15 protein-coding genes are annotated in these 14,737 nt (G+C 71.5%); 9 read left to right on the top strand and 6 right to left on the bottom strand.

From position 1 onward, the window contains the following. Positions 1-43: 43 nt before the first annotated feature. From ACIA77_RS02635 to ACIA77_RS02645, 3 genes are all read right to left on the bottom strand, one after another. On the bottom strand, positions 44-1,960 hold the full coding sequence (locus tag ACIA77_RS02635) for an N-acetylmuramoyl-L-alanine amidase (protein WP_395883998.1): 1,917 nt from the start codon (positions 1,958-1,960) through the stop codon (positions 44-46). Positions 1,961-2,061: 101 nt separating this feature from the next. Beyond that, entirely contained in the window at positions 2,062-2,841 is a 780-nt protein-coding gene (locus ACIA77_RS02640; RefSeq protein WP_395883999.1) for a class I SAM-dependent methyltransferase, read from the bottom strand. A 31-nt stretch (positions 2,842-2,872) separates the two neighbouring features. Then, positions 2,873-3,844, bottom strand: coding sequence for a cation diffusion facilitator family transporter (locus ACIA77_RS02645; RefSeq protein ID WP_395884000.1), 972 nt, complete (start codon positions 3,842-3,844; stop codon positions 2,873-2,875). A gap of 76 nt (positions 3,845-3,920) precedes the next feature. Between ACIA77_RS02645 and ACIA77_RS02650 the strand changes: the two genes are divergently transcribed. The 3 genes from ACIA77_RS02650 (at position 3,921) to groL (ending at position 6,930) form a co-directional block, all read left to right on the top strand. Further along, complete coding sequence (locus ACIA77_RS02650; RefSeq protein WP_395884001.1) at positions 3,921-4,298, top strand: ArsR/SmtB family transcription factor; 378 nt, start codon at positions 3,921-3,923, stop codon at positions 4,296-4,298. 620 nt (positions 4,299-4,918) lie between these two features. Then, positions 4,919-5,212 (top strand): co-chaperone GroES, encoded by a 294-nt coding sequence (groES, locus tag ACIA77_RS02655; protein ID WP_009072407.1) that lies wholly within the window; start codon positions 4,919-4,921, stop codon positions 5,210-5,212. A 101-nt stretch (positions 5,213-5,313) separates the two neighbouring features. Beyond that, entirely contained in the window at positions 5,314-6,930 is a 1,617-nt protein-coding gene (gene groL / locus ACIA77_RS02660; protein WP_395884002.1) for a chaperonin GroEL, read from the top strand. 666 nt (positions 6,931-7,596) lie between these two features. On the opposite strand, the gene ACIA77_RS02665 is transcribed toward groL, so the two are convergent. Further along, positions 7,597-8,337, bottom strand: coding sequence for an SDR family NAD(P)-dependent oxidoreductase (locus tag ACIA77_RS02665; RefSeq protein ID WP_395884003.1), 741 nt, complete (start codon positions 8,335-8,337; stop codon positions 7,597-7,599). A gap of 92 nt (positions 8,338-8,429) precedes the next feature. Between ACIA77_RS02665 and ACIA77_RS02670 the strand changes: the two genes are divergently transcribed. Continuing rightward, positions 8,430-9,098 (top strand): TetR/AcrR family transcriptional regulator, encoded by a 669-nt coding sequence (locus tag ACIA77_RS02670; protein WP_395884004.1) that lies wholly within the window; start codon positions 8,430-8,432, stop codon positions 9,096-9,098. Positions 9,099-9,105: 7 nt separating this feature from the next. Here ACIA77_RS02670 and ACIA77_RS02675 read toward each other — a convergent pair whose 3' ends face one another. Beyond that, positions 9,106-9,420: a WhiB family transcriptional regulator gene (locus ACIA77_RS02675; RefSeq protein ID WP_395884005.1), complete on the bottom strand. Its 315-nt coding sequence runs from the start codon at positions 9,418-9,420 to the stop codon at positions 9,106-9,108. 230 nt (positions 9,421-9,650) lie between these two features. Here ACIA77_RS02675 and ACIA77_RS02680 point away from each other — a divergent pair, with 230 nt between their 5' ends. The 5 genes from ACIA77_RS02680 (at position 9,651) to ACIA77_RS02700 (ending at position 14,150) form a co-directional block, all read left to right on the top strand. Then, complete coding sequence (locus ACIA77_RS02680; RefSeq protein WP_395884006.1) at positions 9,651-10,553, top strand: MerR family transcriptional regulator; 903 nt, start codon at positions 9,651-9,653, stop codon at positions 10,551-10,553. Positions 10,554-10,562: 9 nt separating this feature from the next. Next, a complete protein-coding gene (locus tag ACIA77_RS02685) occupies positions 10,563-11,459 on the top strand; it encodes a hypothetical protein (RefSeq protein ID WP_395884007.1) in 897 nt (298 codons plus the stop codon). Between the two features lie 131 nt (positions 11,460-11,590). After that, positions 11,591-12,187, top strand: coding sequence for a response regulator transcription factor (locus tag ACIA77_RS02690; RefSeq protein WP_020662719.1), 597 nt, complete (start codon positions 11,591-11,593; stop codon positions 12,185-12,187). 382 nt (positions 12,188-12,569) lie between these two features. Further along, positions 12,570-13,142, top strand: coding sequence for a sigma-70 family RNA polymerase sigma factor (locus ACIA77_RS02695; RefSeq protein ID WP_395884319.1), 573 nt, complete (start codon positions 12,570-12,572; stop codon positions 13,140-13,142). Beyond that, on the top strand, positions 13,143-14,150 hold the full coding sequence (locus tag ACIA77_RS02700) for an anti-sigma-D factor RsdA (protein ID WP_395884008.1): 1,008 nt from the start codon (positions 13,143-13,145) through the stop codon (positions 14,148-14,150). A 103-nt stretch (positions 14,151-14,253) separates the two neighbouring features. On the opposite strand, the gene ACIA77_RS02705 is transcribed toward ACIA77_RS02700, so the two are convergent. Then, positions 14,254-14,649 carry a DUF5319 domain-containing protein gene (locus tag ACIA77_RS02705; protein WP_204091640.1) on the bottom strand — a complete coding sequence of 132 codons (396 nt, stop codon included), beginning with the start codon at positions 14,647-14,649 and terminating at the stop codon, positions 14,254-14,256. Between the last annotated feature and the right edge of the window lie 88 nt (positions 14,650-14,737).

A 14,737-nucleotide genomic window follows, 5' to 3' on the forward strand; every position in this document is an offset into this window, starting at 1 on the left:
CGAAACCGGCCCCTCCCCGGGAGGGGCCGGTTCGCGGGCCGGCTCAGATCGCCGGCAGCAGCAGCACGTCGTCGAGGTTGACGTACTCGACGCGGTGTCCGAACTGGATCTCGGCGTACCTCGTCTTGCCCCGCACGACCACGTGCTGGGACACGTCGAACGTCGTCGCCGAGTAGTACTCCGAGCCGACGATGCCGCCGGCGGTGTACTTCTGGCCCGCGGCGAACGTGTACGGCATCGGGGCCAGCGCCTGCGGGGTGATCCCGGCCGGGTAGGCCGACGCCTCGGGGAACGCCCGTCCGTACACGGGGACCGTCGCCTTGCCCGGGCGCGGGGTCACCACGAGCCCGCTCGCCGGGACCACCGCCGAACTCGGCAGCCAGCCCTTCTGCCCGAGGTACCAGATCGCCGTCCAGCCGCCCTGGCGCCCGGCCACCGCGTACTTCTGGCCGGTGGCCACGCGGCTGCCCACATCGGACACGTCCACAGTGGACGGCGAAGAGCCGTGCAGCCCGACGTCGGCGAGCAACGGCGACGACGCGTCCGGCGCCGTGTGCAGCCACACCGCCTCCGAACCCCGCACCGGGCACGGGTTGCCGGACCCGATCTTGTCGCAGCCGGTGATCGCGGGTTTGTTGGTGGCGAACGACGGCGCGATCGTCACCATCGGCGAACCGGGCCGGCCCGACGCCTTGATCGGCGCGCCCAGCAGGTCGAAGTAGTGCGACCAGTCCCAGTACGGGCCCGGGTCCCAGTGCATGCCCGCGATGGTCGCGGGCGTGGTGCCCGGCACGTTGTCGTGGCCGATGATGTGCGCGCGGTCGAGCGGGACGCCGTAGCGCTTCGCCAGGTAGCCCACGAGCTTCGCCGACGACCGGTACATCGCCTCGGTGTACCAGGTACCTTGCGCGGCGAAGCCCTCGTGCTCGACGCCGATCGACTTCGCGTTGACGTACCAGTTGCCCGCGTGCCACCCGACGTCCTTCGTCGCCACGTGCTGCGCGATCAGCCCGTCCTGCGAGCGCACGGTGTAGTGCCACGCCAGGTACGTCGGGTCCTGCGCCAGCGTCAGCGCGTCGGCCCAGTAGCCCTCGGTGTCGTGGATGACGATGGTGTCGATCTTCTGGCTCTGCGGCCGGTTCGCGATGTCGTGGTTGCCGTAGTCGCCGCCCGGCAGCTCTTGGTACGGCGCGGGCACGGATTCGCACGCCACCGACTTCGGGCACTCCGTGGCGGGCGGCGCCTCGGCGCGCAGCCCCAGCCGGTCGGCCTGCGCGCGGTCGGGCGCGAGGCCGGGCGTCGCGGCGAGGGTGACCGCCTGGCCGTCGTCGGTCGTGCGCGTCTCACCCGTTGCCAGGGTGCCGAAGACCTCGTCGGCGAACGACCTCGCCGCCGTCACGTCGTCCGAACCGCTGTACGCGGCGACGGCGCCGTACCAGTCGTTGGCCGCGGTGCTGCGCACGCCGAGGCGGCGCTGGTACTCGGCCAGCAGCGCCGCGCCGCCGCGGATGTTCTGCGCCGGGTCGCGGCGCAGCGTCGCGGCGTCGGTGTGCAGCAGCGCGGCCGCTTCGTCGACGGTCTGCAGGCTCGGCGGTGTGGCGGCGGGCCCGTCGGCCTTCGGGTGCACCGCGGGCCGGGCCGCATCCCCGCGCGGGTCTTCGCCGCCCTGGTCGAATTCGCTGGTCACGACGCCGGCCGCGCGCAGATCCGTGAGGTGCATCGGCCCGTACCCGGCCGCCGTGCTGGGCGTGGCGGCGTTGTAGTCCCAGCGGGACTCCAGGTACGAGACGCCGAGGAGCACGTCGAGCGGCACGCCGAATTCGCGCGCCGCGTTCACGAAGTCCTGCTGGCGCTGCTGGTTCGGCGGCTGGGCCTGCGCGGGCACCGGCGTCGCCAGTGCAACCGCCAGCAACCCCGCGCCGCCCGCGACGGCGAGCCGTCGCGCGAGCGTGTGGGACATGGTGGGACCCCCAGGTGGTCAGGTGCTGTTCGGGCGAAACCTAACCAGAACCGGGGGCGAGTGGTAATCCGTCGTTACGGCGGTTCCGCTCAGCGGTCCACTCAGTCCGCGGTGCGGCTGACGACGAGCACGAGCGACCCGTCGTAGGCCTGCCGCTGCCTGAGGTGGCCGTGGCCGGCGTCCCACGTGCCGTCGGCGAGGTCCCGCTTGAGCGTGGCTTCGAACCGGTCGTGCACCCCTTTGCCGACAAAGCTCCACGCGGAGCACGCCTGCCGCGCGGCCGGGTCCAGCAGCAGCTCGGGGCGCCCGAAGTACGCCTCGTTGAACCCGTCGGCGCAGTCCTTCGGGATCGGCACGGAAATGGTCTCGACCTCGCCGCCCAGGCCTTCGGCGAGCTCCGTGACCGACGGGTAGCGCCGCGCTTCGGTGTCGAGCACCTCCGGCGCGTACTCGTACAGCCAGAAACCGCGCACGAGATCGGGGTCGCAGGTCAGGATCGCGACCGGTCCCGTCGTGACCCGCCGCAGTTCGCTCAGCCCCCGCGCGAGATCGGGCCACTGGTGCACGGTGAACGTCGCCATCGCCGCGTCGAAGCTGCCGTCGTCGAACGGCAGGTCCTCGGCCGTCGCGTTTACCGCCGGCCGCCCGGCGGGCCGCAGCGCCCGCATCGACGCCGACGGTTCGACCGCTGTCACGGCCCGGTCCGCGGGCTCGTACGACCCGGCTCCGGCCCCGACGTTCACCACGGTCTCCGCGTCGCCGAGCACGTCGGCGACGGCCCGCGCGATCAGCGGCTCGGGGTGGCGGAATCCCCGGTAGACCTTGCCGATCTCGCCGTAGTCCGCGTCGCCCGCGCTGCCGTCGGCCATCCTGGTGATCACCGGCCGAGCGTAACCAGGACCGTGGCGCGGCTCAGGCGATTCCGGCTTTCGCAGCCGGTTCGGTGTGGATCACGGCCGCCGCGAGCCGTGGCGTGGTTTCGCGCAGGCGGTCTTCGACCTCGTGCGCGAGCCGGTGGGCCTCGTCGACGGTGAGGGTGTCGTCGACGCGGATGGCGAGGTCCGCGTGGAGGCGGTGACCGATCCAGCGCATCCGCAGGTCCGCCACGTCGCGCACGCCCGGGACGGCGCGGGCGGCGAGTTCGGCGTGCTCCACAGTGGACGGATCGACGCCGTCCATGAGCCGGCGGAACACCTCCTTCGCGGCGTCGCGCAGGACCAGGAGGATCGCGGCGGTGATGACGAGGCCGATGATCGGGTCGGCGGCCGGGAAACCGAGCGCCACGCCCGCCGCGCCCAGGACCACGGCCAGCGAGGTGAACCCGTCGGTGCGGGCGTGCAGCCCGTCGGCCACGAGGGCGGCCGATCCGATCTGCCGGCCAACCGTGATGCGGTAGCGCGCGACGAGTTCGTTGCCGGCGAACCCGGCCACGCCGGCGACCGCGACGACCCACAGGTGCGTCACCGGCTGCGGGTCGATCAGCCGCCGGATCGCCTCGTACGCCGACAGCACGGCGGACCCGGCGATGATCAGCACCACGACCACGCCCGCGAGGTCTTCGGCGCGGCCGAGCCCGTAGGTGTAGCGGCGCGTCGCCGCCTTGCGGCCCAGCAGGAACGCGAGCCCGAGCGGCAGCGCGGTCAGCGCGTCGGCGAAGTTGTGGATCGTGTCGCCCAGCAGCGCCACGGATCCGGTGAGCAGCACCAGCACCACCTGCACGAGCGCGGTGGCGAAGAGCGCTGCGAACGACCAGACCAGCGCCCGGATGCCGCGGCGGCTGGTCTCCAGCGCGTCGTCGACGCGGTCGGTGCTGTCGTGGCTGTGCGGGGCGAGGGCGTGGCGCACGCGGCCGAAGCCGTGGTGGTGCCCGTGACCGGTGGTCATGGCGGGGAGCTTACCAGCGTATCTGCGTATGAATGAAGGTATGTAGGTATGCACGCAGCCGCGTAGGGTGCTCGGTATGCACAGCGCGCTGCCGGATTTCGACATGCCCAACGACGAGCAGGTGCACCTCGCCGCCGAGTCCTTCCGGCTGCTCGCCGACCCGACGCGCATCAAGGTCCTGTGGGCGCTGCTGCAGGGCGAGTCGTCCGTCGCGTGCCTCGCCGAACTCGCCGGCGTCACCCCGACGTCCGTGTCGCAGCACCTGGCCAAACTGCGCCTCGCCGGCCTCGTCAAGGGCCGCCGCGAGGGCACGTTCGTCTTCTACTCCGCCGCCGACGACCACGTCCGCCGCCTCCTGGCCCAGGCCCTCCACCACGCCGACCACGTCGACCGCGACCTCCCCTTCGGCTCCGACGGCCACCCCGAACCCCACCGTCCGCGCGCCGAGAAGTGACCCCCCGGCCAGCGGCGGCGGCAAAACCGCCGGTCAGGGCTGGTGGGGCCGGGTTTGTCCAGCAGTGGACGCAGGCCTGCCGCTCTGGCCGACGCCGCCGAGCGAGCCCGTCGCGGACGCGGCAACCGCGCGCTGCCGAGCGGGTTGAGCCACAAGATCCGCGCGGAGGACGCCGAGGCTCGCTCGCCAGCCGCGCTTCCTTGCGCGCGTTCGTTTAGCGCAGGACCACCGCTTCAAGGGTCACTCCGCGATGGACGCAAGCGCGCCCTTGAGGCCGACGGCCAGCTGGCGGAAGCGGGGACGAGGATGACGGAGACGGCCGACCACCGCGGATCGCGCCTCGACATGTCGCCTCACCGGAGACCGGGGCAGGCATACTGAAGGCGACCAGGTCGAGGTGCTGCGGAGAGTTCACGGAACCACCGCGGAGCAAAACCGCCGGTCAGGACTGGTGGCGCGAAGTTTCGCCACGTCGGGCAGACCCTCCTTGCAAAGCTGGCACTCCCGTGGCTAGAGTGCTAATCGAACGGCCCGAACACGCCCGGCACCCGCGACGGCGGGGGTGGTAGGAGCCGTAAGTCATCCTGCCGACGCTTTCGACGACCGTGGAGGTCAACCCGGTGAGCGTGAACATCAAGCCGCTCGAGGACAAGATCGTTGTCCAGACGAGCGAGGCCGAGGAGACGACCGCTTCCGGCCTCGTCATCCCCGACACCGCCAAGGAAAAGCCCCAGGAGGGCAAGGTTCTGGCCGTGGGCCCGGGCCGCATCGACGACAAGGGCAACCGCGTGCCGCTCGACGTGGCCGTGGGCGATGTCGTCATCTACTCCAAGTACGGCGGCACCGAGGTCAAGTACAACGGCGAGGACTACCTGATCCTCTCCGCCCGCGACGTGCTGGCCGTCATCAACTGACGACCGCTCGCAGCGCATGACGCCCCGGGCCCCGCTCAAGCCGGGGACGGGGCGTCTTTGCGTCTCCGTCACACCCTCCGAAAGGTAATCGGAACCAAGCCATGCCCAAGCAGATCAACTTCGACGAGGACGCTCGTCGCGCGCTGGAGCGCGGGGTGAACAAGCTCGCCGACGCGGTCAAGGTCACCCTCGGCCCGCGCGGTCGCCACGTCGTTCTGGACAAGAAGTTCGGCGGCCCGACCATCACCCTCGACGGCGTGACCGTCGCGCGCGAGGTCGAGCTCGACGACCCGTTCGAGAACCTCGGCGCGCAGCTGGCCAAGAACGTCGCCACGAAAACCAACGACGTCGCCGGTGACGGCACCACCACCGCCACGGTGCTGGCCCAGTCGCTGGTCAAGCACGGCCTCCGCAACGTCGCCGCCGGCGCCAACCCGACCTCGGTCGGCAAGGGCATCGAGGCCGCGGCCGAGAAGGTCGTCGAGGTCCTCAAGTCCAAGGCGACCCCGGTCAAGGGCCGCGACAACATCGCGCAGGTCGGCACCGTCACCTCCCGCGACGCCACGATCGGCCAGCTGCTCGGCGAGGCCGTCGAGCGCGTGGGCGAGGACGGCGTGATCACCATCGAGGAGTCGTCGACCCTGGCGACCGAGCTCGTGATCACCGAGGGCGTGCAGTTCGACAAGGGCTTCCTGTCGGCGCACTTCGCCACCAACCCCGAGGACCAGAAGGCGATCCTCGAGGACGCGTACATCCTGCTGCACCGCGAGAAGATCTCGGCGCTGACCGACCTGCTCCCGCTCCTGGAGAAGGTCGTCGAGGCCAAGAAGCCGCTGCTGATCATCGCCGAGGACGTCGACGGCGAAGCGCTGTCCACCCTCGTGGTGAACTCGCTGCGCAAGACGATCACCGCCGTCGCGGTCAAGGCGCCGTTCTTCGGCGACCGTCGCAAGGCGTTCCTGGACGACCTGGCGTTCGTCACCGGCGGCGAGGTCATCTCCGCCGAGATCGGGCTCAAGCTGTCCGAGATCGACCTGAGCTCGCTGGGTCGCGCGCGCCGCATCGTCGTCACCAAGGACGACACCACGATCGTCGACGGCGCCGGCTCCAAGGACGCCATCGACGGCCGGATCGCGCAGATCCGCAAGGAGATCGAGACCACCGACTCCGACTGGGACCGCGAGAAGCTGCAAGAGCGCCTCGCGAAGCTGGGCGGCGGCGTGGCCGTGATCAAGGTCGGCGCGGCCACCGAGACCGAGCTGAACGAGCGCAAGCACCGCATCGAAGACGCCGTGGCGTCGACGAAGGCGGCCGTCGAAGAGGGCATCCTCCCCGGCGGCGGCTCGGCTCTGGTCCACGCCGTCAAGGAGCTCGAGGGCGACCTCGGCCTCACCGGCGACGAGGCCACGGGCGTCCGCATCGTCCGCGACGCGCTCACCGCCCCGCTGTTCTGGATCGCCAGCAACGCGGGCCACGAGGGCGCGGTCATCGTGAACAAGGTCCAGGAGCAGAGCTGGGGCCAGGGCTTCAACGCCGCCACTGGCGAGCTCACCGACCTCCTCGCGGCGGGCATCGTCGACCCGGTCAAGGTGACCCGCTCGGCGGTCGCCAACGCCGCCTCCATCGCCCGGCTCGTGCTCACCACGGAAAGCTCCGTGGTCGAGAAGCCGGTCGAGGAGGAGCCCGAGACCGGCCACGGTCACGGGCACGCGCACTGAGGTTCTCCTCCGTACGGAAGCGGGGCGGTACTCCTTCGGGAGTGCCGCCCCGCTTTTCGTTGGTGGGGTGGGGTTGTTGTTTGGCGGGGTCGCCTGTCGCTCTCGAGAGTGCCCGCAGCTTTTCGTTGGTGCGGTGGGTTGCTGCTAGGCCGGGTCCGCCTTCGTTCGGGAGTGCCGCTCCGCTTCTCATTCGCGCGCCGGGGATGCTGGCGGTCAGGTCGGCTTTCGTCGTCGAGGGTGTTGCTCGGCCGATCCGGCTTTGGCTGTCGAGACTGAGCTCCTGTCGAAGGCTGAGCGCCCGTCTGCCGGGTTGTCCACAACTTCGGCCCACCGTGGACAACTCCGCTCACCAGCCGATTTTGTCGGTGCCGGCCGGTAGAATGGGACGGGGACGCCCCCCTTGGGAGGGCGGGGGTTTTGTGTCTCGCGGGGAGCTGCCGAGCGCACTGGATCAGGCCGGGAACCCCGCGGTCGTCGACGCCGAACGCAACCCGGTGCAGCACTGAACCCAAGGTCAACTCGTCCGCGACCGGCGTTGCCCGCTTGCCGGGCAAGGTCGCCGAAGCCAGCGCCCAGCCGCGGCTGCCGACCCGACACGGCGAATCGACCCCAGCCACAACGGGAAGCAGGGCAGCGGCCCGAAAGGCACCACCCCGCCGCACCGGATCAGGCCGTGAATCCGCCGTCCACCGCGATCGAGCTGCCCGTCAGGTAGCGGCCGTCCGGGCCGGCGACGTGGGCGACCGTCGCGGCGACGTCGGCGGCTTCGGCGTAGTGGCCGAGGGCGATGTGGGGCAGCTGGCCGGCCGCGCCAGGGCCGTCGGCGGGGTTCATGTCCGTGTCCGTGGAGCCGGGGTGGACGACGGTGGCGGTGATGCCGCGCGGGCCGAGGTCCCGCGACAGGCCCCGCGTCAGGCCGACCAGGGCGCTCTTGGTCGCGGAGTACAGGCTCACGCCCGGGAACGGCACGCGTTCGGCCAGGTCGCTGCCGATGGAGATCACGCGGCCGCCGCGGGGGAGGTGGCGCAGGGCGGCTTGGGTGGCGACCACGACGGCCCGCACGTTGACCGCGAGCATGTGGTCCACCTCGTCCACCGAGAGCGAGTCGAAGGGGGTGCCTGTCATCACACCGGCGTTGTTGACGAGGACGTCGAGCCCGCCGAGCTCGAACGCCACGCGGTCGACCGCCGCCGAAACCGCGGCGGCGTCCGCCGCGTCGGCCTGCAGGGCGAGGCCGCGCCGGCCGAGGGTCTCGACCTCCTTGACCACGGTCGCGGCCCGGTCGGCCGAGCGTTCGTAGGTGATCGCGACGTCGGCGCCTTCCGCGGCCAGCCGCTTCGCGATCGCCGCGCCGATGCCGCGGCTGCCGCCCGTCACGAGCGCGACCTTGCCGTCGAGGTTGCCCATCAGGGCTCCTTTCTGTATCGATGACTACATAAAAGCTGCCGTACCATCGCGTCGTCAAGTTTTTCTGTATCGCCCGCTAAAGAAGGTGGTTGATGTCACCGCGCGGCCGGCCCCGTGCGTTCGATCGCGAACGCGCGCTCACCGAGGCCATGTTCGTGTTCTGGGAGCGCGGCTACGAGGGCGCGTCACTCGCCGACCTGACCGGTGCGATGGGCATCAACCCACCCAGCCTGTACGCGGCCTTCGGCAGCAAGGAAGCCCTGTTCCGCGAGGCCGTCGAGCAGTACAGCGCCACGTACGGCAGCTACACGCCCCGCGCGCTCGCCGAGGAGCCGACGGCCCGCGCGGCCATCGAAGCGATGCTGCGCGACAACGTCCGCGTCTACGTCGACCCCGCACACCCGTCGGGCTGCATGGTCGTCCTCGCCGCCACGAACTGCTCGCCCGCCAACCGGTCGGTGTGCGAGCACCTCGGCGAACTGCGCGACCACGTCCGGGAGCTGATCCGCACGCGCCTGCGCCGCGGCGTCGAAGCCGGTGAACTGCCCGAGGGCACGGACGTCGAGGCGCTCGGCGGCTTCTACGCGACCGTCCTGTTCGGCCTGTCCGTGCAGGCCCGCGACAGTGCCGGCTTGCCCGAGCTGAGTCTGATCATCGACGCCGCGCTCGCTTCGTGGCCGGGAGACCCAGGAAGCGCCGGAAACCCCGCAAACGACACCGGGGCGGTGTCCACATCGGACACCGCCCCGGCAAAGTCGTGAAAACCGCTCAGGTCATGCTCAGCGCTCGCTTGTCCTGCTTGATCAGGTTCTCGCGCTCCGATTCCGACAGGCCGCCCCAGATCCCGTAGGGCTCGTGCACGGCCAGCGCGTGCCTGCGGCACAGGTCCAGGACCGGGCAGGCCAGGCAGACCGCCTTCGCCCTGGCCTCACGGCGTGCCCTCGCCGGCCCCCGCTCGCCGTCCGGGTGAAAGAACGCCGCACTGTCCATCCCCCGGCACGACCCCTCCAGCTGCCAGTCCCACATGTCCGCATTGGGGCCGGGGAGCCTGCGCGTGTCTGCCATCCTGACCGCCTCCGTCATCCGGTCGATGCCATTAGCTGCTCTGCTGTGGTGCCGATACTCCATTCGGTGCAACGGCGGTAACGTTAGAAGCGCGCCAAAGGTTGTTCAAGAGGTTCGGGACGATTCAGCCGTTAGGCATCCCCCGGAATGGTGAGCAGGGGTTTTGGCTCCGGTTGCCGTCACTGTCGAGGCCCTGGATATTGGGCCGCGTGGGATCCGGAACGCGTGAAGGAGAACCCACCCTGCCGGTGGCCTCGGTCGCTCGCCGGCTCGGGGTCGCCCCGTCGACCCTGCGAACCTGGGATCGCCGCTACGGCCTGGGCCCCAGCAGGCACACCGACGGCCGCCACCGCCGCTACGGCAGCTCCGACATCGACCGCCTCGAGCTCATGCAACGCGCCCTGCTGCGCGGCGCCTCGACCGCCGAAGCCGCCCGATACGCGCTCGAACAGCTGCCGCGGACGGACGCCGAGCCGCCCGTTGAAGAACTCGCCGCGCCGCCGAAACCCGCGCCCCGCGACGGGGAGGTCCCGACCCGCCTGGCCCGCCGGCTGAGCACGGCCGCGCTGGCGATGGACGTCGGCGCCGTGCAGCGCATGCTCGCCGAAGCGCTCGGCGAACTGGGTGTGCTCCCGGCGTGGTCCGGCGTGATCGAACCCGTGCTCACTGCTCTCGGCGCGCGCTGGCGCGGCGTCAGCGCCGGTGCCGAGGTCGAGTACCTGCTCGCCGAATGCGTGTACGCGGCCCTCGTGCGCTCGACTCCCGTGCTCGACGTGCCCCGCAACCTGCGGCCCGTGCTGGTCGCCTGCGTGCCGGACGAACGCGACACCATGCCCGTGTACGCCCTGGCCGCCGCGCTGGCCGGCCGGCGGATCGGGGCGCAGCTGTTCGGGGTCCCGCTGCCCGCGGAGGTGCTGGCGGTGGCCGTGCGGCGCAGCGCGCCCGCCGCCTTGGTGCTGTGGGCGCACCGGCGTGCGGGTGCGGATCCGCGGCTGTTCGCGCGCGTGTCCCGCGGGCGGCAACGCAGCCGCCTGTTCGCGTGCGGGCCCGGCTGGGACCCCGCCGCGCTGCCCGACAAGGTGGAGTTGCTCGCCGACCTGCCCGCCGCCGCCGACCGCGTCGAGCACGTTCTCGTCGGGGCGGGGCGCTAGAAAGGTCCCGTGCAGGAGTCCACCCTCGCCGAGCTCGCGTTCGGCGATCTCGTCCCGCCGCCGGAGCCGGTCACGGCGCCGCGCTGGGCCCCGCCGCGGCAGCGGCTGCTGGCTGCGATCGTGCTGGGTGCCCGGGGCCGCTACGCCGCCGCGACCACGGCGCTGGCCGGCCTGCGCCGCGGCGGCGACCCCGTGCTGGCCTCGCTGGCGGCCAGCGCCCTCGCGTCCCACCGCCGTCAGCTCGGCGGTCACGTCGCGGCCCGGGCGCTCGACGGCGAGGCACTGGCCGCGCTCGCGAACCCGGTGCAAGACGCCCAGGTCGGCGCGGAAACGACCGAGCCTCCTCCGGGCTCCGACCCCGACGGCCTCGACGCCACCGGCGCCCGGGCCGACGCCCTTCTCGGCCTCGCCGCCGACAACCTCGCCCTCGGCCGCCTCACCGCCGCCCGCCGGTTCGCCGCCCGGGCGGCCCAGGCCGACGACCGGTGGCGCGCGACCGTCCGCGGCGGCTGGGTGGGTGCCGAGATCGAACTGGCCGCCGGCCGCCCGGGCGAGGCCGTGGCGCCCGCGCGGCGAGCTGCGGAAACGGCTCGCGCGCGCGGCGCGCGCCGGCACATCGTCAAATCCGACATCGTGCTCGGAGTGGCGCTCGCGACCGCCGGCGATCCGGCCGAACGGACGAGGGCGATCGAGGTCGTCACAAATGCCGCCGTCGACGCCGAGAAATACGAACTACATTCACTTATTTGGGTCGCAACGCGCGTCGCGGCCGATCTGGGGGCCGGACACGCCGAGAAGTATCGATTCAGAAGCCGTGAAGTGTTGCACGCAGTGTTACGACGCGCAGATCCTTGCGTGATGCGGATCGCACTTGAATCGCCGTGGGTACCCACGGGGCCGGGTTGAGCCTCCTGGAATCGCCGTTCCGGCATCCGGGCTAAGAAACTTCAAAAAAAGCCACCGGATCGTGTCAAGGTTCGGGCTAAAGCGTCCGATAGGGGAAGTGGAATGTCACCCGGCTGCAGGAAGGAAACCCCGTGACGACGGTCTTGATCTGCGACGACCGACGCAGTGTCCGCGAAGGGCTCACCCGTGTGATGTCCGCGGTCCCAGGGGTCAGTCGCATCGACTGCGTAGCGCACGGTGACGAGCTGCTGGCCCGGTACACCCGTCAGCCGGTCGACGTCGTGCTGGTCGGGACGCAGCGAGCGGTCCCGACGGGCGTCGAAGCCACCCGCCGGCTCGTCTCCGCGAACCCCCAGGCGAACGTCATCGTCTTCGGCGCGCCCGACGACGCCGGCAGCATCGCCGCCGCCATCGCCGGCGGAGCCCGCGGCTACTTGCGCTGGGACGCGTCGCGCCCCGAGCTCGTCGCCGCGCTCGCGCACACCCTCGCCAGCACCTCGGTGCCGGCTCCGCGCCAGCCGTCCGACCCGGGCGTGCAGCTCACCGAGCGCGAGCTCCAGGTGCTGCGCGGCATGAGCCAGGGCAAGAGCAACGGCCAGATCGGCCGTGAGCTGTACCTGTCCGAAGACACGGTGAAGACGCACGCGCGGCGGCTGTTCCGCAAGCTCGGCGTCCGCGACCGCGCCCAGGCCGTCGCCCACGGCTTCCGCCGCGGTCTGGTGTCCTGAACTCCCGAAAGCACGGTTCACGCTCTGCGTGACAGGTAGTCCGATCTGACGCCACGGTGACGACGGGCCAGGGTTCTGCCCTGGCCCGTACCTGTGTCGCCGATCACGTTCGTCACCTCCGTCCCCACCGCTCGGGCACGCAGCCGGCCGGCGCCGGCGCTTCGCTCAGCGATCCGTACCCCGCAGGTCAGCCCATCGTTGAACTTTTAGCGAGTTCACGCGTCCTTGAAGGTGGAGCACACCGCGGCACGCCGGAGGCGACCTCTGACGGTTGTCCGGGAAGTAGCCGACGGTACGGTAACTGTCACCGGCGGGCGGGGCACGATGACCACGCGCCGGATTCTTTGCACGCCTACACGTAACACTGGGACTGTTGTCTGCGATGGCCAATGTGGGGGACGGATTGGATGAGCCGGTCGCCGCTGCCGTGGAGGGAGACCCCCAGGCAGTCGATCGGCTGCTGGCGGCCATCCGCCCCCTGGTAGTGCGGTATTGCCGCGCTCGAGTTGGCAGGCAGGAGCGTTCGTTCGCTTCGGCAGACGATGTTGCGCAGGAGGTGTGTCTCGCGGTGCTCACGGCATTGCCTTCGTACCGTGAACAAGGCCGCCCGTTCCTGGCTTTCGTCTACGGAATCGCCCAGCACAAGGTCGCCGACGCGCACCGCGCGGCGGCCCGCAACCGTGCGGAGCCGGTCGCCGAAGTCCCCGACGAGATCGAGGGCGGGGTCGGTCCCGAACAGCGCGCGTTGCAGGGCGAGCTGAACGAGCGGATGGCGCAGCTGTTGCAGGTGCTCCCCGACAAGCAGCGCGAAATCGTCGTGCTGCGGGTCGTGGTGGGGCTGTCGGCGGAGGAAACCGCCGAAGCCGTGGGGTCGACTCCGGGCGCCGTCCGGGTGGCCCAGCACCGGGCGCTCGCGCGCTTGCGTAAGGTGCTCGCCGCCGAGGAGGTGATCTGAGTGAGCGATCACGACGACGATCGTGACCTGTCGCCGAACTCGTTCGCGAGTGGCATGACCGCCTTCGAGGCGGAGGCCGACGGTGACCTCACGGCCATCCAGGCCGACGACGCGCTGCTCGACGCACTCGGCGGCACCGACCCGGCGATCGCCGACGGCCTGGGCGACCAGGAGCTCAACGCCCTGCTGCTCGCGTGGCGCCGCGACATCGACAGCGAGCCGCTCGCCGAGCTCGTCGACGTCGACACCGCCGTGACCACGGTCAAGACCGCCTCGCTCGCCCGCAAGCGCTCGGGCCGCAGCCGCCGTCGCCGCATCCTGGTGCCGGTTGCCGCCGCCTGCGCGGCCGCCGCCATCGCCTTCACCGGCACCGGCCTCGCCGCGCGCGACGCGCAGCCCGGCGACACCCTGTGGGGCCTCACGAAGGTCCTCTACGCCGACCACGCCCGCTCGGTCGAAGCCGCCGCCGCGGCGAAGCTCGACCTCGAGAAGGCGAACCTCGCGCTGGCCGACAACCGCCTCGCCGACGCCCGCAAGGCCCTCGACGACGCGCAGGCCGCCCTGAACCAGGTCACCGACGACGAGAACCGCGACCAGCTGATCGAGCAGCACCGCCAGCTCGCTGCGCAGCTCGGCAGCCCGACCTCGCCGACCACGGGCCAGAACCCGCCGAACAACCCGTCGACGCCTCCGCCGGCCAACAACCCGGGCAACAACCCGGCGTCGCAGCAGGCGAGCGGGCAGCCGACGTCCCTGCCCGGCACGGGCTCCGGCAGCACCAGCCAGCCGGACACGACCAGCGTCGTGCTGCCGCCCCCGCCGCCGCCGGACACGACGAGCGCCACCTCGCCGCCGCCCACCACGCCCACCGACGTCACGGGCAACGACCCGGGCAGCGGCAGCAGTGGCAACAGCCCGCGCAACGAGTCCAACGAGTCCTCGCAAAGCGGCGGAGTCAGCGGCAGCAGCGGCAGCGGAAGCCAGAACATCTCGCCCTCGGGCTCCTGACCCGGGCACCGCGGAACGCCCCGGCCCACCGCCGGGGCGTTTCTCTTTCCGGCACGAAAACGGCCCTGGCGATCGCTCTCACCAGGGCCGTTCGCTCGGAAAACTAGTACGCGCTCTCGTTCGCCGTGACGCCGTCGGCGAAGCCGCGGCAGTAGTCCCAGCTCACGTAGTCGCCGGGGTTCGGGTCGAACGCCGGTTCGTGCGGGCGCATGCGTCCGTCCGACAGCAGCTGCTCCAGGCTCGCGCGCAGCAGGTGCCAGTCGTGGTAGTGGGGTTCGTCGCATTCGCCGCAGTCGACGACGATGCCGCGGACCCCGCGGGGTTCGAGAAGGGCCTGGTAAACCGCCAGGTCGGAGAGGTCGGCCAGCAGTTCAGTGCGTTCGTCCGAGCTGATGGGCTCGTCCAGCTGGTCTTCGGGGTCGAGGAAGGCCCGGGCCGGATCGTCCGGGTCGTCCGCGAAGGGGTCGGGAGGCAACACGTCGTGCGGCACGGCCTGCACGGTACCCGCACTGTGGCGCCCGTCCCCACCCACCCGGGTCAGGGGCGGACCCCGGATATCATGAGGGGAAGGCTCAGCCAGCCCCCGG

The sequence above is a fragment of the Amycolatopsis sp. NPDC051903 genome (genome assembly GCF_044452505.1).
In the GTDB taxonomy this organism is placed as follows: Bacteria; Actinomycetota; Actinomycetes; order Mycobacteriales; family Pseudonocardiaceae; genus Amycolatopsis.